This window comes from [Bacteroides] pectinophilus, from assembly GCA_025146925.1.
Lineage (GTDB): Bacteria > Bacillota > Clostridia > Lachnospirales > Lachnospiraceae > Bacteroides_F > Bacteroides_F pectinophilus.
On record CP102260.1, the window covers coordinates 2,827,308 to 2,850,384 of the forward strand.

A 23,077-nucleotide genomic window follows, 5' to 3' on the forward strand; every position below is an offset into this window, starting at 1 on the left:
GATTATAATGGGCAAATATTTCGGTACAGACGGTTTCCGTGGTGAAGCCAATGTAACACTTACAGTTGAGCATGCATTCAGGATTGGACGCTTCTTAGGCTGGTATTACGGTCAGAATCATGAGGATGGCAAAGCTAAGATAATCATAGGCAAGGACACAAGACGCAGCAGCTACATGTTTGAGTACTCTCTCGTATCAGGTCTTACTGCATCGGGTGCCGACGCTTACCTCCTTCATGTAACTACAACACCAAGCGTTTCGTATGTGACAAGAACTGAGGATTTTGACTGCGGTATTATGATTTCTGCAAGCCACAATCCATTTTACGATAACGGCATCAAGCTTATCAACGATAAGGGTGAGAAGATGGGTGAAGATGTAATCTCTGAGATTGAGAAGTATCTTGACGGAGACCATGCTGAAGTACCTCTTGCAACCCACGAACGCATTGGCTGCACTATCGACTATGCAGCAGGACGTAACCGCTACATGGGATACCTTATGTCACTTGCAACATATTCTTTCAAAGGTATGCGCGTAGGTCTTGACCTTGCCAACGGAAGTGCATGGTCTATAGCAAAGGGTGTATTTGATGCACTCGGTGCCAAGACTTATGTCATCCATGCAGAGCCTGACGGAACCAACATTAATACAGACTGCGGTTCCACACATATTGAGAGCCTTCAGGAGCTTGTGAAGAGAGAGCATCTCGATGTAGGTTTTGCATATGATGGCGATGCAGACCGCTGTCTGTGTGTCGATGAGACAGGTGAAGTAATAAATGGTGACCTCATCCTCTACATTTACGGATGCTACATGAAAGAGCGCGGCAAGCTCATTTCCAATAAGATTGTCACAACAGTAATGTCTAATTTCGGTCTGTATAAGGCTCTTGATGCAGTAGGCATCGAATATGAGAAGACCAAGGTAGGCGATAAGTATGTATATGAGAATATGTCCAAGAATGGTTACCGCATCGGCGGCGAACAGTCAGGACATATTATATTCAGCAAATACGCAACAACCGGTGACGGCATTCTGACATCCCTCAAGATGATGGAAGTCATGCTCGCCAAAAAGAAGACCCTTCATCAGCTTGCAAGCCCTGTTACAATCTATCCGCAGGTTCTTAAGAACATTAAGGTGATTGACAAGGCTGCTGCACAGAATGATCCTGATGTCCAGGCAGCTGTTGCAAAGGTTGCGGCAAAGCTTGGCGACGACGGACGTATTCTTGTACGCGAGAGCGGTACTGAGCCTCTTGTACGTGTAATGGTTGAAGCAGGAACACATGATATATGTCAGGAATGCGTAGACAGTGTAATCGAAGTTATTAAAGCAAAAGGATATGCCATCTGATGAAAATACTCGAATCAAGACCTGTTAATGACGGTTTCTATATGCCTGCCGAATATGACAGGCACTACGGCTGCATTATGATATGGCCCGAGCGTACCGATTCATGGAGCTTCGGCGGCTACGAAGCAAGGAAAGTGTTTGTTAAGATTGCATCTGCGATAGCTGAATCAGAAAAGGTAATCGTATGCGCCGGCTATTCACAATATGAGAATGCAAGGCTTGCACTCCCTGACAATATAAGAGTTATTGAGATGTCGAATAATGATGCATGGGCGCGTGACTGTGCCCCTACCTTTGTTGTTGACGATGCCCGCACACTGAGAGGCATAAGCTGGTGCTTCAATGCATGGGGCGGGCTTGTTGACGGACTGTATTTCCCGTGGGATAAGGACAATGCCATGGCATACAAGCTCTGCGATATGCTTGATGCTGATGCATATAATGCAGGCGATTTTGTTCTTGAGGGAGGATCCATTCATGTTGACGGTGAAGGAACCGCAATGGTAACCGCATCATGCCTGCTAAGCAAGGGACGCAATCCTTCCCTTACCAGATCTGAGATTGAACAGAGGCTCAAAGATTATCTCAATGTAAGCAAGGTACTGTGGCTGCCATGTGGTGTATTTAACGATGAGACTAACGAACATGTAGACAATATATGTGCATTTACACAGCCGGGACACGTTGTACTCGGAATGACCTCCGACAGGGATGATGTCCAGTATGACATGTCAATGCAATGTCTCGATTACCTCGAGAATGAGACTGATGCCAAAGGACGTGCGATAACCGTTCACAAGCTGCCGATGCCGTCTCCGGTGTATATAACGCCGGAGGAATGCGAAGGACTTGACAGCTGCGGCTTTGAACCTGTAAGGACTGCCGGTGAACGTCTTGCCGCATCATATGTTAATTTTTACATATCCAATAATGCGATTATAATGCCCGGATTCGGTAAGCCTGATAATCCTGATGATGTTAATCACATTTATGATGCCAAAGCCAAAGAGATTCTCGAATCGCTTTTTCCTTCGCGCAGGGTAATCCAGATATATACACGTGAGATTCTTACAGGTGGAGGCAACATCCACTGTCTCACGCAGCAGATACCGTTTTTTTGCCATACAGGAGGTACACAATGAGAAATGTATGCGTAGGCGCTGTTCAGATGCGCTGTTCAAAAGATACCGCAGCCAACATTGAGAAAGCTGACAGCCTTGTGCGCGAGGCAGCAGCTGGCGGTGCACAGATAATACTGCTTCCCGAACTTTTCGAGAACCTGTATTTCTGTCAGGAACGCAATTACGATTACTATAGTCTGGCCACAACACCTGATGAGAATCCGGCAGTTGCGCACTTTAAGAAAGTTGCAGAAGAACTCCGCGTAGTTCTCCCGGTAAGTTTTTATGAAAAAGCCGGCAACACTGCATTTAACTCCATTGCCATAATAGACGCTGATGGCAGCATTCTCGGTGTTTACCGCAAGACACACATTCCAGATGACCATTACTATCAGGAAAAATTCTACTTTTCGCCCGGTGACACAGGCTTCAAAGTCTGGGACACTGCCTATGCCAGAATAGGTGTAGGAATCTGCTGGGACCAGTGGTTCCCGGAGAGTGCAAGATGCATGGCGCTTGATGGTGCAGAGCTTCTATTCTACCCTACGGCAATAGGTTCAGAACCGATACTCGATTGTGACAGCATGCCGCATTGGAGAAGAGTAATGCAGGGAAGCTCCGCAGCCAATATTATGCCGCTTATTGCTGCTAACCGTATCGGTACCGAGACCGTCAAACCAAGTGAGGCCAACGGCGGACAATCTTCCTCTCTCAGATTCTACGGATCATCATTTATCACAGACGAGACAGGCGGAGTTGTCGAATCAATTGACATGCGCACAAAAGAAGGCGTAATTATCCACACATTTGACCTTGATGCCATCCGCGAGATGCGTCTTAGCTGGGGCGTATTCCGGGACAGACGTCCTGAGATGTACGGGGCCATTATGCATATGTAATTCAAGTTAAAAATAGCATGAAATTGAAGTGTGATCTCCAATTTCATGCTATTTATATTTTTCAAAAATTATATATGCTTTTTCCTGACCGTTATATCAATCGAATTATCCGATACCGTCTCGTAATTCGCATCTATAGAATAATCCATGAATACATGAATCGTATCCTGTGTCTCTTCTATATCCACCTGACGCGCATATATTGCAAGATTCATTGCACCAAACGGTGTCTCATAGAATGTATGCGTCTTCTCACCGCTTACAAAGCTCATATGCGATGTTATTGCGCCCTTTTTGTTAATCTCTACTTTTATATCATCCGGGTATATCTTTATCATATTGGACGTAAGCCCTGTGCCTGTGTCAGCCACTTCGTCATACCTTATGTAAATCACACCGTTGCGCCGGTTGAGGAGTCCGGTATAATCTATCTCCATATTCTCCTTCTCTTCACCTGCTCTTGCTTCACTGAGTATCTTTATCAAAACCTTCTCTGCCATTATTACTCCCAATCAATGTTTTTATTCCATATATCCGTTAAGAAATTTAAGAAGCCTGAATCTGACTGTAACTTTCCGGCCGTTATCATTAGTAATCAACTCATACTCCTTGGGAGTAAGCTCATCTTTAAGATATTCTTCCGCATCCTCACTCATCACTGCATGTGTCTCATCTTCAAAGCAAAGCGGCGGATACAGCACACACCACCAGTTATGTCCCCCGGCGCTTCCTATGTCGATACGATATGCATCATATATACCGGCCGGCAGCGTGATATCCCCATAATTCCTTGTAGGGAAATGTTCTGTCGTAAAGTAAGCATTTACCTTATAGTTCATTCCGCTGTCTGCAACAACCGTCTGCGCCACTGTTATTATATTCCCGGTATTGCCGGCAATTATCCGCTTCGACTGCTCAACGGATTCAGAGCCGGCAAGCAGTGGTGCAAGATAGTCAATAACCGCATCACGCACCTTAAGCTTAAGCGTCTGATCCTCACACGTATCGCTGTTGGCGCGGACATGGAATCTGACAAGTTCGCCGGCTATATGTTCCTGCATGCGTATTCTGCCGGCTGCGCGTACCGCCATTACCGACGTAATGCACATAACACACACAGCAGCCAGCACAACCGCTGTAAGCGTAATATTCTTACTTTTTATGTAAATATTCTTAAAGATATAATTTTTCATAAAATAACCTCCATATGAATGATTCATGTTCATATGGAGATTATTGCCATCCTGCCAGTATATATACAAAATTCTTATCCGCGCATCATTCTTATAATTCCACGTTCCTGATTGCCAATATGCTGGCTGATAACCTCCTTGGCACCTTCCTCATCCCTGCTGGCAATCCTGTTAATGATGTCGGCATGCTCGCTTATAAGTATTGAATGTGATCTTGCATCCTTAACGTACTCAAGACGATATCTGTACATCTGCTCACTTAAGTTATTTATTATCTGGATAAGCCTCTGGTTATCTGTCATCTTGTAGATAACATCATGAAATTCCACATCGGCATCTACTATCCTTACAACATCCTTGGCAACCACGGCTGCCTCAAACAGCTTATTAGCCATCTTAAGTTCATCAACCGCTTCGTCTGTAACATGTCTGCATGCCAGTGCGACTGCAAGTTCCTCAAGGGTTCCCCTGACCTCAAGAACATCTTTCATGTCCTTCTCTGTTATCCTTGCCACTTCAGCTCCCTTACGCGGAATCATGACAACAAGTCCCTCAAGTTCAAGCTTTCTTATAGCTTCCCTTATAGGCGTGCGGCTTACCCCAAGCTTCTGGGCAAGCTGTATCTCCATAAGCCTCTCGCCCGGCTCAAGTTCTCCCTTAAGTATCGCCTGACGAAGCGTATTAAATACAACATCTCTCAAAGGCAGATAATCATTAATTGCCATTGTCATGTCATCCTTCATACTGTTCCTCCCTTAACCTCTTATATTTATCTTACATTATATACGTCCGTAATATATGCCTGCCTTGCACTTCCCTGCTCCCGCATGTGGTTAAGACATATCTGTGCCTGCTGCTTATCATCAAATATTCCAAACACTGTGGGACCGCTTCCGCTCATCATCGCATTAATTGCGCCGAACCTCTTCATATCACGCTTAATGGTATCTATAACAGGATGCATCGGAATCGTAACATCTTCAAGTACATTGCCCATGCTCTCTGCTATCTGTACAAGATTACCGTTCTCAAGTCCTCTTATCACTGCATCTATGTCCGGATGTCTTATATCACTGCTCATATCAAGCTTCTCATATACCATCCTGGTTGATACATTAACGGGAGGCTTGGCAACAACTATTGCACACTGCGGCATAGGCGGCAGTCTATCAAGCTTCTCACCTATACCTGTTGCAAGCATCGTTCCGCGAATAAGGCAATACGGAACATCCGCACCAACCTTAACCGCGCGTTCCTTAAGCTGTTCAATATCAAGTCCCAGTCCAAACATACGGTTCATTCCATAGAAGACAGCTGCTGCATCGGAACTTCCTCCCGCCATTCCGGCTGCTACCGGAATGAACTTCCTGAGATCCATATGAACGCCTTCATCAATATCAAATTCACGCATCAGCATATCTGCTGCTTTGTACATTAAATTATTCTCATTAAGAGGAATATACGAAAGATTGGATGTTATGACTATTCCCGGTTCCTTAGTCTTTTCAATTATTATCCTGTCATACAGCCCAACCGTCTGCATAACCATCTTAACTTCATGGTAACCGTCTTCACGAATCCCTGTAACGTCCAGTCCAAGATTAATCTTGGCGCGTGCCTTAAGCCGTATGCTGTCCATACCTTCTCCATTCCCGCGTAAAATACTGAATTCCCGCAGTATTAATATAACTTTATATGATGTATACACATAATTATATAAAAATAGCCTCGCATTTTCAAGGTGATTTTTCACACTATGTCTATACGCTATGTCTGCCTATGTCTATACTACATCTCTATTATGCCTGTACTTATTCGGTGATATTCCCTTTATTCTTCTGAATGCGTCTCCAAAATAATTACTGTCATTGAAGCCGCATGCAAATGCAATGTCAGTTATGGAATGATTAGTCTCCAGAAGCAGCCTGCATGCCTCCTTAATTCTTACATTGAGCAGATACTCCTTGAATCCGAACCCTGTTGTCTGCTTGAATTTTTTCGACAAATAAGACCTGCTTATGCTGAATTGTTTTGCCACATCATCCAGATATATCTGCTTATCATAGTTATTGTAGACATACGTTGCCACATCCTGAATTGTGCTGTTCTGCGCATCAATCTCATGTGCCGACGTATCCCCGTATAATTTGCAGCGCAGCACAAAAATCATAAATTCCTGAAAAAGAGTCTTTACCATCCCCATCGAAAGTTCATCAGGCATCTGATTCTCATATATCATTCTTGTTATAAGATTCTCTATATATTCTTTCCTCTTATCCGGCACTTCAATTATACCGGCTGTAAGATTATCTTTTACAAAATCCTTTCCAAGTGCAGAACACAGCCAGTCCGTATCTTTTATTGAAAACCTTAATGCCGTCCTCTGCTGTCTCACCTTATCGTTGCTGCCATATGATGTCTTATGTATCTCCCCCGGCGGAATAATTACCAGAGTACCCGGCACCATCCTGTATATAGTGTGGCTTACAAGAATATTGCATTCTCCTGAAAACAGGTAAACCAGCTCATAACAATCATGTGAATGGGTTTCATCCATCCTGAATGCTGCTTCTCGTATAAGTTTATTAATATTAAAATATTCTGACATTGTACCATTCATAAAAATTCTCCAATTTTATTATATATAATATAATTAATCTGTAATTATTCGTTTTTCAAACCATTTTTCGCTTGTTACTACTGTTTTTTTAATATATCATATAAAAAGAGATATATCTATAGAATATATAAAGATTTTGAAAATATTTATTTTCTTATGTGCAGGAAGCGTCCCTAAAGGGGCAGGAACGGAGATTAATTATGAAGAAACTATCAGCAGAAAAACGCAATATGATTCTTGAGGGTAACCTCTTTCAGGCCATAATTGTACTTGCCATTCCAATTATGATAAACAGCTTTATTCAGTCCATGTACAACCTGACAGATACATACTGGCTGGGACAGATTGGTACTAATCCAATGGCTGCAATAACACTCGTTTCCCCGGTTCAGAATATTATCATCAATTTCGGACAGGGCATTACAACTGCCGGTGCAATCCTCATATCGCAGTATATAGGGGCCGGTGAAAAACGTCAGGCAGGAATAATGGCTAATCATCTGTATATATGCTCAATGATATTTGCATTTGTATGCGCATCAATATGCATTATTGCCACACCCGGTATTGTCAGATGGCTCGGTGCTGATGGTGACGTACTTAATTTTGGCATAACTTACCTCAAAGTTGTTGTTATTGATATGCCGTTTCTTTTTACAATTAATATGTACAATGCCATACGTCAGGCTCAGGGAGATACGCTGAAGCCAATGCTCATGAATCTTCTGGGAATATGTATTAACTTTGTACTCGATCCTCTTCTTATGATTGTATTTGACATGGGAATTCTCGGTGCCGCACTTGCGACTCTTCTGGCGAAGGTGCCGCCTGCACTCATCTGTCTGTACTCACTGTTTAAAACAAAACAGGGTATCCGGCTTTCATTAAGGGGATTCCATTTTGAATCCTCAAAGATACTGTCAATCATTAAAGTCGGCCTTCCTACCGCAATAGGCGGAAGTACCATGCAGTTCGGTTTCCTTCTTATGACCAAAAATGTTTTAAAATACGGTTCAATCGCAACCGCTGCCTACGGAATCGGCAACAAGATTAACAGCATAATCACCATGCCGTCTAACGGAATAGGTTCAGCCGTATCAACAATCGTCGGACAGAATATGGGTGCGAAACAGGTTGACCGTGCCAACAAAGGTTACAAGATTGCTATGGCAATGGCAATTATCTTCCTTTTTGTCGGAGGAATGATATTTTCAAGAAGACCGGTATCACAGGCACTCGTAAATATATTCACCAAAGATGGTGCCGTATCTAATCTTGCAACAGACTTCTTAAGCCTCATGGCATTCTGGTGCTGGACTAACGGTATCTACAATGCGACAAGCGGTCTCTTCCAGGGTTCCGGCCATACGATGATAACAATGCTCGTTGATGCCTCACGTATATGGGTCTTCCGTTTCTTAGTGCTTTTTATATGCGAGACGATACTTCATCTCGGAGTTGCAAGCATATGGTATGCCGTTGTTGTCAGCAACGCAACATCTTCAGTTATTCTTATCATTCTTTACTTCACGGGAATATGGAGAAAATCGACGGTTAAGATTGAAAGTGATAGTGAAAAACAGGCTGCATAATAAGCAGCCTGTTTTCTTATATTTATAACATTTACTGTTCTTCGCCGGTTCTTTCATCCATCTCAACATAATCACAGTGTGTTCCGACATACTTATACGCCGGACGGATAATCTTGCCTTTGTTTACAAGTTCTTCAAGACGGTGTGCACACCATCCTGATGTACGTGCTATTGCAAATATAGGCGTGAAGAGTTCTTCCGGAATCCCAAGCATTGTATACACAAAGCCGCTGTAAAAATCGACATTGGCACATACCGGCTTTACAAGATGTCTCTTCTGTGCAATGATAGCACCTGCTGTCTGCTCTACAAGCTCGTACAGTGCGAACTCCTTCTGAAGTCCCTTCTCCTCTGAGAGGCTCTTCGCATATCTCTTAAGTATCACGGCTCTCGGGTCTGAATCTGTATAGACTGCATGTCCCATACCATATACGAGACCCGACTTATCAAACGCGTCCTTATCAAGTATCCTGGTAAGGTATGCCCTGACCTCATCAACATTAGTCCAGTCTGATACATTCTCCTTGATATTCTGGAACATCTTCTGAACCTTAAGGTTGGCGCCTCCGTGACGTGGTCCCTTAAGAGAAGCTATACCTGCAACTATTGCCGAATATGTATCAGTACCACTTGATGTAACAACATGCGTTGTGAATGTTGAGTTATTACCGCCGCCATGCTCTGCATGAAGGATAAGTGCAACATCAAGCACCTTCGCCTCAAGATCTGTGAATATTCCGTCACTTCTGAGCATATACAGCAGATTCTGTGCTGTTGAATAATCCTTACGCGGATTACGGATAATCATGTTCTGGTCAAGTCTGAAATGTCCGTATGCCTGATATGAATATGCTGCTATAAGCGGCGTCTTCGCTATCATCTGGAGTGACTGACGCAGTACATTGGATACCGATATATCATCCGGATTGCCATCATATGAATAAAGATTAAGAATACTCTTCATCATCGAATTCATAATGTTGGCACTCGGTGCTTTCATAATTACATCACATATAAAGTCACCGGAGAGTTCACTAAGGTCTGCAAGGATTCCGATAAAGCTCTTGAGCTGTGACTTAGTTGGAAGTGAACCAAACAGAAGAAGATATGTCACCTCTTCAAATCCGTAGAAGCTGTCCCTGCTTCCCTGAATCAGCTCGCTTACATTGTAGCCCTGATAATAAAGGTTGCCATCTGTAGGAACCTTCTTACCATCAACAATCTTACTTCCTACAACATCCGAAATCTCTGTAAGTCCTGTAACAACGCCATTACCGTTGCTGTCTCTCAATCCTCTTTTAACATCATGCTTAGTATAGAGTTCCACGTCAAAGGCTCTTGACTTCATACAGCTCTCAACAAGCTGTCCAAACTCCGCATCATGTTGTGTTATTTCCATCATCGATCTGTTGTCCACGGTAATGCTCTCCTTTACTTTCCTCAAAATAATGTGCTTATTTTAACCTATTGTCGAAAAAAAGACAACATTTAAATAGTATTTTCTTAATAAATTAAGCTTTTTATTTCTTTTACTTTCGATTATTAGTCACTTTTTCAACAATCTCATCAAACGGAACCGGTCTGTAATCCGTGCGTTCTACGCTCACACAGTATGACTGTTCACTGTAATCTTTGTACAGCTGACTGCCATGCACATGTCCGAATATGTTGGCATAAGGCATATTGCGGCACACATACACAGGTTCGTGCGAAAGAATCCAGAATCCTTCATATATTATTGGATATCTGCTGACAAACTCAAAACCGCATCTATACCAGAAATCCTCCGTAACAATATCATGGTTGCCAAGTATCAGGCTCTTGTGTCCGTTAAGCCTGCAGGCAAGCTCTGTATTCCTGCCGACACTTTTATAAGCCGAGAAATCACCCAGCACGAATACATTGTCATCTTCACCTACAGTCTCATTCCATCCGGCAATAAGCTTCTCTTCCATATCATCGGTATCCGCAAAAGGCCTGTTCTCATATCTTATAATGTCCGCATCTCCAAAATGCGTATCCGCAATAAAGAATGTTCTCATATCAATTCCATTTCTGTATTATATAATCTCCATGCAATGTTCCGCCTGCGACCTGCGCAGAAGCGGCCTGTCATTATTAACTGCCACGCCTTCTCCCACAGAACCATACTCTGCAAAGCGCGCATTCTTATATGAATTGCCGCTCATGTCACTGTATCCGTTGTCACATACAACATCGCTCATATAACAGTTAATGAAAAATGCTGCAGCATCCCTGCCCCATGGACGGGCAAGCCTGTACGCCCCCGTTTCTATCCTGTCATCAGCATAGAATCTGCAGTTTCTGAATATAAAACCATATTCCGCATCTGCATGTGTCCTCGGTGCAGTAAAGCATCCATCCGCCTTATATGGTGTGTATCTTCCGATTATATCGCAGTCATCGAATATTGCAGCACCACATCCATATATAAAGTCAACATTGCCTTCGATATGACAGTAGCTAAAATGCTGGTGTGTGGTAATATCCGGTGAAAAATCATCCTTGTCGGCTGCATCAACAAACAGTGTATCCTGATATCCGAGCAGAGTAATATTGGTAACCGATACATTATCTGCAAGTATAGCCAGCGCATCTGCCTGCTGGTCTGTTCCGTCTGCATAAGGATATGTATTCTCTATACTTATATTGCACATTGAGAATCCTGTTGCCGTATACTCAACAAGCATCGCATTCCTGTCACGCATTCCCGCCGCTGTTCCGTCCGCAACACATGCATTGAACTCAATTCTGGTTTTTTTTGCATCTTCACCGATAATACTTACATCCGCACGTTCAACGACAACTCTCTCCCTGTAGACACCATTCTTAACAAATATGACATCTCCATCACCAGGCATTCCATGTACAAGTGCATCGCTTATTCTGGAATACTGCGGAATACCTGATGCATCCAATGCGCCCTGTGCTCCCTTGTATGAAGCATCCACTACACAGTTATAGTACGGCATGCACAGGAAATTGAATACCTTTCTCGACCTGCTTCCGGTTACGGATTCAAATATAACTTCTATCTTATTAAAACCTTTTGCAGGGTATCCCTCTATCCTGATACTCTCGCCTGCACCACATGCGATACAGCCTTCGCAGTCGCGTTCTCCATGTGTGAATCCATCGAGTGCCTCCGCCGCATCCCGGCCATTTACAAGCACTTTATATCTGCCGTCAGTGTTATAGTGTCCTGTTATATAGAAATAATGTGCGCCAAGCGTATCATTACTCTTATCATCAACTACCATTTCAACCTGCCTGTCATTAACTGCATACACAGCTTCCGCTCTATCGCTTATACGCAGTGCCTGCTGTGGTTCTCCCGGATTGCTGCAGTTATCTTCTGAATATGATATTACATAATAATACAGCGGGTCATATCCGCATGACTTATCAGTAAAGCTTACAACGGATTCTCCGTCAGCATCTTTCTTTGCATCTTTCCCTGTAAATGTTCCCATAAGGACATCATTGTCACCACACACATTACATGTATCAGCGCGGAATACTTTCCACTCATATGCATCATCCGTAAGCTTAAGGCTTATATCTATTCCGTCCGCACTTCCAATTGCAGTAAGAGACGCATCATCGAGAGGTCTGATATAATGTACTGCCTCTGACTGCGCATATGATGATTTATTAACCTCATTGCCGATTCTTCCGTATACCCTGAATGTATAATCACCACTGTTTTCCGGTGTATATGCAAATGCTGTTGTCGCCGCAGTTCCTACATTAATATATGCTTCATTATTATAAGATACTTCAACATCATACTCGCAGTATCCATCACATGTCTCTGCCTCCCAGCCGAGTTCTATGCGGCGTCTGTCGGATGATTCTCCTGCCTTTGTTATCTTGGTAACAGCCGGAGGTTCACAGTCCGGCTTATAGTAGTCATCCTGATTATAGATAACACTGCCTGACGCATCCTTAAGCGTAAGCCTCGCTATATCTGCTTCAACTCCCGCAAGAGCAATTCCATACCGCACACTCCGTCCGCTTTGCAGTGTCTCATATGTCTGTGTCAGGTCAAATGTATTATCATCCTCCAAAATTAGCTTTCTTCCCATAGCATCCCATACCTGAAGAGTCGCTATATTATTGCATTTGGAATACATCATCCTGTATGTCGTTCCTGTAAAACTGTCCTTATCTATAGCAGCAGACTTTGGATTACCATTGGCTCCCATACCGCTTGCTGTTGAAAAGGTATGCTGGAACACACAATTCTTTTGTCCATGAAGTACATCACAATGCACAGGCATTCCTTCAACAGCATCAAACTGCCCTATTGCTATACCCTGCTTGTCCGTTCCTGCATCAACAGACTTAAGCCTTATCGCAGCCGATATTGTGCAGTCATCATTGCGCGGTTCAAACAGTAAGTATGTACATTCCCTGTCCTCGCGTATGTTCCCCCTGACCTTATGTACTTTGTCAAGCACACTCTTCACTGACAGGACATTGCCTGCATCTTTGCATTCAACCTGCGTGCTCTCAGAATAAATGCCACTGTAAGATCTGCTGCTTGTACGCTCCGGGCCATCCCCTTTCATTCCGCGGCCTGTCTTTATATAGTAGATAAATATATCTTCATAACTGCCGTCATCCATTCTGAAACCGCCCGGAATAGTCCCTGCTTTTGTAAATCCAAGCTTCTCATACAGATTGTTAGCAGCCGTATTTGATTCCACAACAGCATTGAACTGAAGTATTCTGAAGCCAAGCTCCCCTGCCTGTCTTATGCAGTCACGCACAAGAAGTTCCCCGACATGTCTTCCCCTGCAATTCCTGTCAACTGCGTAGCTGGCATTACTTATATGTCCACAGCGTCCTATATTATTGGGATGCAGTATATACATTCCGACAATTCTTCCTGTCTCATCCTCTGCGACACCACAATAACTCTGCCCCTCAAAAAACCGTCTTCCGCCTGCCGTACTTAATGTCTCAAGCTGTGGGAATGCCACTCCTTCTTCAACTACCTGGTTCCATATAGGAACCATAGACTTAACATCTTCTTTTTTGTACTGTCTGATAATAATATTGCTTTCCATTGTCACTCTCCATATAAAATTATTTATTATTTTAATTCATCTTAAATGTATCACCATTCATACGGGTTGCCTGTCTCTCAGAAGCAGCTGCCTCAAGCAGTTCCATTTTCTTAAATCCAAATATTCCTGCAAATGCTGACCTCGGGAACATCATTATTGCTGTGTTATATTTGGTAACAGTATCATTGTAAAACTGGCGTGCCTTTACAATCTTATCCTCCGTATCGGCAAGCTCCTTCTGCAACTGAAGGAAATTTGAATTCGCCTTAAGCTCCGGATACTTCTCACCAATTGCGAGCATACGTGAGGCCTCATGTCCGAGTGCCTCTCCGGCCATATATGACTCTGCCGGTGATGCTGCAGACAATACTTTGCTTCTAAGCTCTGTAACCTGTGTAAGTGTCTGCTGCTCATAAGAAGCATATCCCTTGGTTGTCTCGATAAGATTAGGAATTAAATCCGCACGTCTCTTGAGCTGCACCTCTATCTGTGCCCCCTGATTCTCCACACGGTTTCTGAGGACAACCATGCCGTTATAGCACCTTATAACCGCTATTGCTATAAATGCTATTATTACAAATACAACCCCTGTGACAATCATAATTGAATTTGCCATATTCTTATATTCCTCCATTCTGCAAACGCATTTTCCTGATATCCGCAACTATCTGCTCATTCTCCTCAAGCACAACCGCATATATAAGATAATCATCCCACAATGCGAGCTGGCTCTTATCTGCCTCACTCAGGTTTGAGTAATCATGTATGAAATTCTTCATTCCATATACATATTCCGCCATCTCATTACCTGACTGCGTTCTTCGGTATCTTTGCTTCGTCGCTGTCGACACGATACCTCCGACCACCATTATTCCCGGCATAAAGAAAGCTGCAAGCATCACAATAGCCGCCAATATCAGCTCCGCCATAACCGGATAATACTGCGGATACATGCTCAGATACTCTACCTGTTCACGAAAAGTTGCCGTATCGGGCAGCGCATCAAGTATCTGCTCAAGTTCGTCCAGCTGCGGTGTAATCGCATTAATAAGAAATGCCATCCCGACAATGATTATTATTGGGACAAGGCATCCTGCAAAGCATCCTGCCGCCTTTCCTGCTGTTTCTTTCACTTTACTCCTCTTAGCAAACAGACCGTCATATATATCCGTCATCTATAGCCTCCTGTACCGCCATGCGCTGCCATGCCGCTTCATCAACCGCATCACACCCACGTTCGGCAAGTGCCTTCACCAGATATCTGTCACTATTGCGTAATACCGGATTCATCTGCCAATCCCCATCGGCATCCAATACATACCTGCCATATTCATCCGTCTTGATAATGCCAAGATTCTCATACTTTAAAATACACGCCGCAATATCCTTGCGCTTTTCAATCTTAAGGTCTGCAAGCAGGCTTATTGTTCCCGGTGCAAGTCCGTCAAGCTTATCCCTGTAATAATCTATGTCATTTACCGTGATAAATGTGCTCCTCTTAAGTAGCTGCCTCCTCGCAGTATGAATAATCACCTTAAAAAGCATCACCCAGAACAATCCGAGTATAAGCCCCACAAGCGCCTGCATGCCTATCATTACCGCAATAATTGCCGGTGTGGGGTTATCCGCCAGAACTTCCTCCACCTGATCCCATGTTATTATAATGTCACGCAGCATAAAGCCTATCGGAATCAGCCATACCAGATGTTCTGCCATTGTCAGCCTGTTAAGCTGCCGACTTTTAAACACCTTCTTCTTTTTTATATGAAACAACCGAACTTCCTCCCATATACCGATTATTAGCTGTGCCATGCCGATTAGCAATCTCCCAAAATTATTCAGCCAAGCGATTCTGCTATCTTATCCACAGTCTCTGTATCTATACCTAAGACTTCAGATATCTCCTCACGCGTCAGCTTACCCTGTCTGAGAAGCTTAGCCGCATTCTCAAGCTTCTCTTCATTCCTTGCTTCATCGCACAATTCCTCAACTGCTCTGCACATCGCTGCCACTCCTTCCTCATCTTCCTTAAAGCATCCAGAATATTAGCATCAATTATACTGCTGTTATATCTTGCCCTCTTTACACCTGCACCCTTATCCGACCTCTGAATCTCAAAATTATATTTTCTGTCGGAAGAGTCTGTTGCAAATATATCAAGCCTCACAGATCTGCCATGCAGGTTCTTAATACTATACTGTGTATGCACTTCCTGAACCTTAATATCATCCCTCATTCAATATCCCTTTCAATAATCATCAAACATTCTGCATTATCAAAAGAGGCTCCGGACTCTCTTTAAAGTAAGAAAATATTATCACATGGTACCATACGAAACAATAGCCAATATACACGAAAATATTTATGTATATTCTTGACAGATTAACAAACTTTTCGGAATTTCAGACTTTTTTACTCATCACGCCTCAGCCCACGCCAGTGCACACCTTACTGCACGTTCCCAGCCTGACAGAAGCTCCTGCCTCCCCGCATCTGCCAGATCCGGATGAAATGTATTGGATATCGCCCAGTTCTTACGGATATCATCCTTATCCTTCCAGTATCCAACCGCAATTCCCGCAAGATACGCCGCGCCGAGTGCCGTTGTCTCAACACACTCCGGTCTTAACACATCCACATTCAGGATATCCGACTGGAACTGCATCAGGAAATCATTCTTCGATGCCCCGCCGTCAACTTTGAGCTTCGGAATATCAACACCGGATTCATTTTCCATAATCTTAAGAATATCATATGTCTGATAAGCCATCGACTCAAGCACTGCCCTGACAAAATGCGCCTTCGTGCAGCCTCTCGTAATTCCTACGACCGTTCCCCTTGCATACGGATTCCAATACGGTGCGCCAAGTCCCGTAAATGCCGGCACAACATACACTCCCGCCGTATCCTCAACCGACCTTGCATATTCCTCCGACTGCGCCGAAGTCTCAAGAATATTCATCTCATCACGAAGCCACTGTATTCCTGCGCCTGCCACAAAAATACTTCCCTCCAGCGCATACTGCACATCATTATCCGTTCCGGCAGCAATCGTTGTCAGCAGTCCGTTCTTTGATTCAACCGCCTTATCTCCTGTATTCATCAGCAGAAAGCAGCCAGTTCCATATGTATTCTTAACCTCGCCCGCATCAAAGCAGCACTGTCCGAACAGTGCCGCCTGCTGGTCTCCCGCCGCACCCGCAATCGGTATGCAGCCGCCAAACAGGCTGTTTTCGGTATATCCGTATACACATCCCGAAGGCTTAACCTGCGGAAGCATCACCTCAGGAATGTCAAAATACTCAATAATCTTCTTGTCCCAGCACAGATTATGTATATCAAACATCATAGTTCTTGATGCATTGGTATAGTCCGTCACATGCACCTCGCCCTTTGTAAGATTCCAGATAAGCCATGTGTCCACAGTTCCGAACAGAAGATTCCCGGCCGCCGCATCTTTTCTCGCACCTTCCACATTATCAAGAATCCACGCCAGCTTCGACGCCGAAAAATACGCGTCCGGCACAAGCCCTGTAGTCTTTCTCACATAATCTTCCATGCCGTCACACTTCAGCCTGTTAATATAGTCCGCCGTTCTCCTGCACTGCCATACAATCGCATTGTAAATGGGCCTGCCGGTACGCCTGTCCCACACAACCGTCGTCTCACGCTGGTTAGTAATCCCCAGCGCCGCAATATCATCCGCAGAAGCACCGATTCTGCTGACAGCCTCAGTAACAACCGACATCTGCGATGCCCATATCTCCATCGGGTCATGCTCAACCCAGCCCGGCTCAGGGTATATCTGTGCGAACTCCTTCTGTGCCATACTGCATATCCGCCCCTGCTTATCAAACAGAATGCATCTGGAGCTTGTCGTTCCCTGATCAAGTGACATTATATATTTATTCATATTACTCATACTAATCTCCATTCCCTGCGCTAATCAATCCCATTATACAAAAAATACCCATTGTAAACAATATCACAACAGGTTTCCATCAATATATCTTACATATTTAATTAACAACTATACCCTAGGTCAGGGAACTAAGATAGACATTCAGTAACTGTAATGCTGTTGCCCTCGTCTTTGGTGAGCTGTTATTCAGCCACTCCTCCCTGTGTCATTCCGAGCTTCTTACGATAAGCAAGTAAATTGTTACCTATCATTCTAAAATCATACAGCAGCACTTCCGTTCCCCCTTCAACATTATATAGGAATTATACTTCCTAATGTTGGTGACACAATCTCTGTAGAAGATTACAGAGCCAAACTCGAAGAACTCGGATATGACACCAGACATCAGGTGGGCAGCCTCGGTGGCGCATCTAATTCAGGTGTAATCGAGATAAAGGACGGCGTGGTTACAATGGCAAAGATAAATATGTGCCTGTGCACAAACTTAGAATGCCCTGAAAACGGGCAGGAATGGAGAATAATATAAATATGAAAATGACAAATACCTTATTTGATAAGATAAAATCTCACACATCAGCTGCACTGTCCCTCATGACAGTAACATGCCTCTCATTATCAGCACTGTCCCTTGGGGCCTGCGGCAATGAGGCGCAGCCCATATCCGCCCAATCTGCGGCAGTTCTGAATACTCAGGAATCAGATTCCGCAGTATCCGCAGCTTCATCGCAGTCTTCTACGCCTGCTGCAGAACCATCCGCATCCACTGCGTCCACTTCATCCGGCACAGAGCCAGCCTCCGCAGAACCATCCTCCGCTTCTGCCCCATCACAGGAGCCGGTCCCTGCCACAGAACCATCTTCTGCTGCCGTAACTCAGGAAGATAATAAGAATGTTGAGGTTGTATCTCAGGCTGCCGAGAATTATGCTTCTATCGATGCTGATCCTGAGAAGATTAAGTCTGATATTATCGATCAGTTCCATGCTTGGTGTGATTATATTGATACAGGTGCAGGATATCCTGATGACCAGTATCCTGATGACCAGTACATTGCTGTTAAGCGTTATAATGCTTATCTTACAGGTCTCCTTTTTGGTATAGATCATGGTGTTGGTAATGCTTATGAAGGGGTGTTTACTCTTGATGAACAGGTTAATAGAATGAGATATGCTTTCTTTAATCGTATTCCTTATTCTCTTGCTACATGTACTATTGAATACAAGGAAGTTCTTTCAGACTGGTTTAAGGGTGATGGTCCTGAATTTAAGACAATTAATTCTATAGTATTATCTTCTCCTGCTCTTGAAGGAAGATCAGCTAAGACCTTCGATGGTATTCCTGCCGATCTTGAAGCTGACATAGTAGGTGAAGAAGTTACAGGTGTTATCCTCAACTGTCATGTCTATCTTTCATCTGAGAGAACTTCTGATGGTTCTGTATCCAGATACAGAGTATTAGACTGCAAGATTAATTAATTGAATGATTATAAGAAAGGTATGCATATACGAAGACCATCGTGATGAGACAGGACAGAGCGGTTCTTCAAATAATAAGAACTTCTAACTAAAGCACAGTATACACAAGCCTGTAAGTCAGCAGTTGTCAGTGGTACTATCCGCGCGGCTGCCTGCCTTGTGTGTACTGTGCTTTTTTAACTTTCATGAGCTGTAAAGACAGCTGTGTACAGCTATGTAAAATCACGCTGATGTATAATTATGTCACATTGACATTAATGAGCAGATGTGTACTTCGCCAGCGCCTCCTCTGCCTGCTCTCTTGTAAGGTGGGAATCTTCCTGAAGCAACGCTATAATCTGCTCATCAGTCTGTCCGAGCCTGCGGCATGTGCGGATTGTTCCACTAACTTCGCCTTCTTCAATACCTTCCTGCCTGATCTTCTCCTCAATCTCAAAACTCTTCATATATGCAAGACCTACCTCTCCATCCTGCTTGACAGCCATAACCATCTTATGGAGTTCTCTCAGTTCTTTCGTGCAGGCGTTCTCTGCAACAGAGTTCTCCATATAGTGTAATAGCTGACGCAGTTGTTCTGTCGGATGCCCTTCCGTTCCGCCTGTATACAGGAATATCGTCCTGTCACCGTCATCATACGGCATATCAGGCACTTCCACACAGCTCTTTTTCACTGTATACACCATCCTGTCCAGCTCAAACGGGTCATACGGCATGATGAATATGACAATCACATTGCGAAGGTCATCGTAGTTACTGCCTGAGCTAAGATTGGCTGTGTCAATCTTATCATGGTAGAACCGTGCCCTTTTGGGAAGTGATGCAATATCCTTTGCATTATTATTCTTATCCGGTTCAACATCAAATATCTCACCGTCTTCCTCATCAAGGTAGACATCCATCCTGATACCATGCCTCTCAGGGTTGTCCCCAATAAGAAACTTCTGTGTGACTACATTAAGCTTCCCAATCTTACGGTTCAGTATGCAGCTCAGGATGTAGCGCGATGCCGCTTCGCCATACTCCTTATGACCTATAAGGCTGCCTGCCAGAAAGTCATCCACAATGTTCATCTGTTCCAAAGGTTTCATATTTCCTCCTGTTCCCACAGTGCATGCAGGGAAGGAAGAAATACATAACCTATATATCTTAGGATATGACGCACAATCTACAGATACCAACATTCCGCTACAGACCGTCAATCCCATCTTCCGTCCAATGCACTATGCTATAAAAATGTTAAATGAGTTACAAAAGCATAGAATTCATTGAATAAAGATTAGAAATAGATCAACTTACGTTGTTGAATTGTAGAATATATGCTTTGTGTTGATTGTAGCAGAGTGCAGGCAAAAACACAAGTAAAAAAAGGAACAAGCACATAAGTACTCATTCCTTTTACCAATCCTTATATTAAGTGGCTCTCAGACTATTAAATCCTGCTGTCAATTAACCAAAGTATCTCTTTAACAGGCCTTCAAAAGCTCTTCCATGTCTGGCCTCATCCCTAGCCATCTCATGAACTGTATCATGGATTGCATCAAGGTTAGCAGCCTTAGCACGCTTAGCAAGGTCTGTCTTGCCTGCTGTTGCACCGTTCTCAGCAGCAACTCTGAGTTCAAGATTCTTCTTAGTGCTGTCTGTTACAACCTCGCCAAGGAGTTCTGCAAACTTGGCAGCATGCTCTGCCTCTTCATAAGCAGCCTTCTCATAGTAAAGTCCAATCTCAGGATATCCTTCTCTGAATGCAACTCTTGCCATTGCAAGATACATACCGACCTCTGAGCACTCACCGTTAAAGTTGGCTCTTAAGTCTGCCATGATGTCCTCGCTTACACCCTGTGCAACTCCTACCGTATGCTCTGCTGCCCATGTCATGCCTGAATCCTGAACCTTGAACTTGTCAGCAGGTGCATGGCATACCGGACACTCAGCCGGTGCTGCATCTCCTTCATATACATATCCGCAAACTGTACATACAAACTTCATATTGTTATCCTCCTTTAAAATCATAAATGTTCTATCGCAATCATTAGTATATTAGTAATGATTACTGTTTTGTTGTTGATATTAATTTATCATCTTTTATCATTATTGTCAACACTTATTTTGCTTTTATTTTCTTTTTTTATGCATGCCGGACATACGCCGCTGAAGAACAGCTTGTGTCCCTGAATCTTTCCGCCGAATCCGTCCTGAACCATCTCATCTATTGCCATGAGCTTCCCTGCATCTATATTCATAAGGTCGATTATCGCTCCGCACCGCGTACATTCAAAATGATAGTGAGGGCTTACATTGCCGTCAAAATGCACCGAGCCGTCATCACACGGAACCTTAACCGCATGTCCCATATCAACAAGCAGGGTAAGATTACGGTATACTGTACCAAGACTTATCTTCGGAAACTCCCTGCGGACATTCTCATATACGACCTCTGCCGTCGGATGATCCTTGCGGCTTATAAGAAATGTAAGAATCGCGTCTCTTTGTCTGCTGTGCTTTATTGCTGCCATATCATCACCTCTTTTAACTCTTTTGATTATTTTGGAATTGATAACTATTACTATTAATGATATTTTACACAAATAATTGAGAGAAGTCAATTCCTATTTCTACCTATTAAAATCATGTCAAATTAAGAGAATTGTTGACATTCTCAAATTCGTGACTTATACTTGAGATAATTTATTTATATAGTCGAAAGGAAGGATTCGGTAATGGAAAAGAAAGATATCGACTGGGGCAATCTTGGATTTGCCTACATGCCTACAGACAAGAGATTTGTTGCTAACTACAAGAACGGAGCATGGGATGAGGGAACACTTACATCTGATCCTAATGTCGTACTTAACGAGTGCGCATGTGTTTTCCAGTATTCACAGTCATGCTTTGAAGGACTTAAGGCTTACACAACAGAGGATGGACATATCGTAACATTCCGTCCTGACCTCAACGCAGAGCGTATGGCTAACTCAGCAAGAAGACTTGAGATGCCGGCTTACCCTGAGGACAAGTTTATTGAGGCAGTTGTTAAGACTGTTGAAGCTAACGAAGCTTATGTACCACCTTATGGTTCAGGTGCTACATTATACATTCGTCCATATATGTTCGGAAGCAACGCCGTAATCGGTGTTAAGCCTGCTGATGAATATCAGTTCAGAATTCTTACAACTCCTGTTGGTCCTTACTTCAAGGGTGGCGCTAAGCCTCTTACAATCAGAGTTTCAGATTTTGACCGTGCAGCTCCTCACGGAACAGGTCACATCAAGGCCGGTCTTAACTATGCAATGAGCCTTCATGCAATCGTATCTGCCCATCAGGAAGGTTATGATGAGAACATGTACCTTGATGCTGCAACAAGAACTAAGGTTGAGGAGACAGGTGGTGCTAACTTCATTTTCGTTACAAAGGATGGCACAGTTGTAACACCTAAGTCAGACAGCATTCTTCCATCAATCACACGTCGTTCACTTATGTACGTTGCTGAGCATTACCTTGGACTCAAGGCTGAGACAAGAGAAGTTTACTTCGACGAAGTTAAGGATTTTGCTGAGTGTGGTCTCTGTGGTACAGCCGCAGTTATCTCACCTGTCGGCAAGATTGTTGACCACGGCAAGGAGATCTGCTTCCCAAGCGGAATGACAGAGATGGGTCCTGTAACCAAGAAGCTTTACGAGACACTTACAGGCATCCAGATGGGTCGTATCGAAGCTCCAGAGGGATGGATTAAGGTAATAAAGTAATAAAGCATGATCTAATGTAATAAAGTAATTTAAAAAGTCATATGATATATCGCCGTTT

The 23,077-nt window shown here is 43.6% G+C and carries 22 protein-coding genes and 1 pseudogene; 6 read left to right on the forward strand and 17 right to left on the reverse strand.

Translation table 11 applies throughout. The annotated features are described in order from the left end of the window. The first annotated feature begins 7 nt into the window (after nt 1-7). From glmM to aguB, 3 genes are read left to right on the forward strand one after another with little or no spacing between them, the layout of a single operon-like run. Entirely contained in the window at nt 8-1,360 is a 1,353-nt protein-coding gene (gene glmM / locus NQ488_13455; protein ID UWN95533.1) for a phosphoglucosamine mutase, read from the forward strand. After that, nucleotides 1,360-2,502 carry an agmatine deiminase gene (gene aguA, locus NQ488_13460; protein UWN95534.1) on the forward strand — a complete coding sequence of 381 codons (1,143 nt, stop codon included), beginning with the start codon at nt 1,360-1,362 and terminating at the stop codon, nt 2,500-2,502. Before glmM ends, aguA begins: the two co-directional genes overlap by 1 nt. Further along, nucleotides 2,499-3,380 (forward strand): N-carbamoylputrescine amidase, encoded by an 882-nt coding sequence (gene aguB / locus NQ488_13465; GenBank protein ID UWN95535.1) that lies wholly within the window; start codon nt 2,499-2,501, stop codon nt 3,378-3,380. Before aguA ends, aguB begins: the two co-directional genes overlap by 4 nt. Nucleotides 3,381-3,448: 68 nt before the next feature. On the opposite strand, the gene NQ488_13470 is transcribed toward aguB, so the two are convergent. The 5 genes from NQ488_13470 to NQ488_13490 all read right to left on the reverse strand — a co-directional run bounded on the left by NQ488_13470 (nt 3,449) and on the right by NQ488_13490 (nt 7,193). Further along, nucleotides 3,449-3,880, reverse strand: coding sequence for a DUF1934 domain-containing protein (locus NQ488_13470; GenBank protein ID UWN95536.1), 432 nt, complete (start codon nt 3,878-3,880; stop codon nt 3,449-3,451). Nucleotides 3,881-3,901: 21 nt separating this feature from the next. Continuing rightward, a complete protein-coding gene (spoIIR, locus tag NQ488_13475; protein ID UWN95537.1) occupies nt 3,902-4,573 on the reverse strand; it encodes a stage II sporulation protein R in 672 nt (223 codons plus the stop codon). Nucleotides 4,574-4,647: 74 nt separating this feature from the next. After that, entirely contained in the window at nt 4,648-5,316 is a 669-nt protein-coding gene (locus tag NQ488_13480) for a GntR family transcriptional regulator (protein ID UWN95538.1), read from the reverse strand. Nucleotides 5,317-5,342: 26 nt separating this feature from the next. Continuing rightward, complete coding sequence (gene ispE / locus NQ488_13485; GenBank protein ID UWN95539.1) at nt 5,343-6,212, reverse strand: 4-(cytidine 5'-diphospho)-2-C-methyl-D-erythritol kinase; 870 nt, start codon at nt 6,210-6,212, stop codon at nt 5,343-5,345. A gap of 144 nt (nt 6,213-6,356) precedes the next feature. After that, nucleotides 6,357-7,193, reverse strand: a complete 837-nt coding sequence (locus NQ488_13490; GenBank protein ID UWN95540.1) for an AraC family transcriptional regulator — start codon at nt 7,191-7,193, stop codon at nt 6,357-6,359. A gap of 200 nt (nt 7,194-7,393) precedes the next feature. Here NQ488_13490 and NQ488_13495 point away from each other — a divergent pair, with 200 nt between their 5' ends. Then, complete coding sequence (locus tag NQ488_13495; protein ID UWN95541.1) at nt 7,394-8,785, forward strand: MATE family efflux transporter; 1,392 nt, start codon at nt 7,394-7,396, stop codon at nt 8,783-8,785. A 31-nt stretch (nt 8,786-8,816) separates the two neighbouring features. Here the strand turns inward: NQ488_13495 and NQ488_13500 are convergent, their stop codons facing one another. The 9 genes and pseudogenes from NQ488_13500 to glpK form a co-directional block, all read right to left on the reverse strand. Further along, nucleotides 8,817-10,133: a citrate/2-methylcitrate synthase gene (locus tag NQ488_13500; protein UWN97171.1), complete on the reverse strand. Its 1,317-nt coding sequence runs from the start codon at nt 10,131-10,133 to the stop codon at nt 8,817-8,819. Between the two features lie 181 nt (nt 10,134-10,314). Then, entirely contained in the window at nt 10,315-10,827 is a 513-nt protein-coding gene (locus tag NQ488_13505) for a metallophosphoesterase (GenBank protein UWN95542.1), read from the reverse strand. 18 nt (nt 10,828-10,845) lie between these two features. After that, nucleotides 10,846-11,667, reverse strand: a complete 822-nt coding sequence (locus NQ488_13510; protein UWN97172.1) for a pectinesterase family protein — start codon at nt 11,665-11,667, stop codon at nt 10,846-10,848. A 1,731-nt stretch (nt 11,668-13,398) separates the two neighbouring features. Beyond that, nucleotides 13,399-13,881: pseudogene (locus NQ488_13515) on the reverse strand (GNAT family N-acetyltransferase). Nucleotides 13,882-13,912: 31 nt separating this feature from the next. Beyond that, complete coding sequence (locus NQ488_13520) at nt 13,913-14,497, reverse strand: LemA family protein (protein UWN95543.1); 585 nt, start codon at nt 14,495-14,497, stop codon at nt 13,913-13,915. Between the two features lie 4 nt (nt 14,498-14,501). Continuing rightward, the gene (locus tag NQ488_13525; GenBank protein ID UWN95544.1) at nt 14,502-15,056 is read right to left on the reverse strand and encodes a DUF2207 domain-containing protein; all 555 of its coding nucleotides are present in this window, start codon (nt 15,054-15,056) and stop codon (nt 14,502-14,504) included. Next, on the reverse strand, nt 15,040-15,654 hold the full coding sequence (locus tag NQ488_13530; GenBank protein UWN95545.1) for a hypothetical protein: 615 nt from the start codon (nt 15,652-15,654) through the stop codon (nt 15,040-15,042). The genes NQ488_13525 and NQ488_13530 overlap by 17 nt, the downstream gene beginning before the upstream one ends. A 65-nt stretch (nt 15,655-15,719) precedes the next feature. Further along, on the reverse strand, nt 15,720-15,884 hold the full coding sequence (locus tag NQ488_13535; protein UWN95546.1) for a hypothetical protein: 165 nt from the start codon (nt 15,882-15,884) through the stop codon (nt 15,720-15,722). A gap of 416 nt (nt 15,885-16,300) precedes the next feature. After that, entirely contained in the window at nt 16,301-17,794 is a 1,494-nt protein-coding gene (gene glpK / locus NQ488_13540; protein UWN97173.1) for a glycerol kinase GlpK, read from the reverse strand. 537 nt (nt 17,795-18,331) lie between these two features. Between glpK and NQ488_13545 the strand changes: the two genes are divergently transcribed. Beyond that, nucleotides 18,332-19,276 (forward strand): hypothetical protein, encoded by a 945-nt coding sequence (locus NQ488_13545; GenBank protein UWN95547.1) that lies wholly within the window; start codon nt 18,332-18,334, stop codon nt 19,274-19,276. Nucleotides 19,277-19,530: 254 nt separating this feature from the next. Here NQ488_13545 and NQ488_13550 read toward each other — a convergent pair whose 3' ends face one another. The 3 genes from NQ488_13550 to NQ488_13560 form a co-directional block, all read right to left on the reverse strand. Next, nucleotides 19,531-20,364 (reverse strand): PD-(D/E)XK nuclease family transposase, encoded by an 834-nt coding sequence (locus tag NQ488_13550; GenBank protein ID UWN95548.1) that lies wholly within the window; start codon nt 20,362-20,364, stop codon nt 19,531-19,533. A 358-nt stretch (nt 20,365-20,722) separates the two neighbouring features. Continuing rightward, a complete protein-coding gene (locus NQ488_13555; GenBank protein UWN95549.1) occupies nt 20,723-21,262 on the reverse strand; it encodes an NADH peroxidase in 540 nt (179 codons plus the stop codon). A gap of 89 nt (nt 21,263-21,351) precedes the next feature. After that, on the reverse strand, nt 21,352-21,789 hold the full coding sequence (locus NQ488_13560; GenBank protein ID UWN95550.1) for a transcriptional repressor: 438 nt from the start codon (nt 21,787-21,789) through the stop codon (nt 21,352-21,354). 204 nt (nt 21,790-21,993) lie between these two features. Here NQ488_13560 and NQ488_13565 point away from each other — a divergent pair, with 204 nt between their 5' ends. Then, entirely contained in the window at nt 21,994-23,019 is a 1,026-nt protein-coding gene (locus NQ488_13565) for a branched-chain amino acid aminotransferase (GenBank protein ID UWN95551.1), read from the forward strand. Nucleotides 23,020-23,077: the final 58 nt, after the last annotated feature.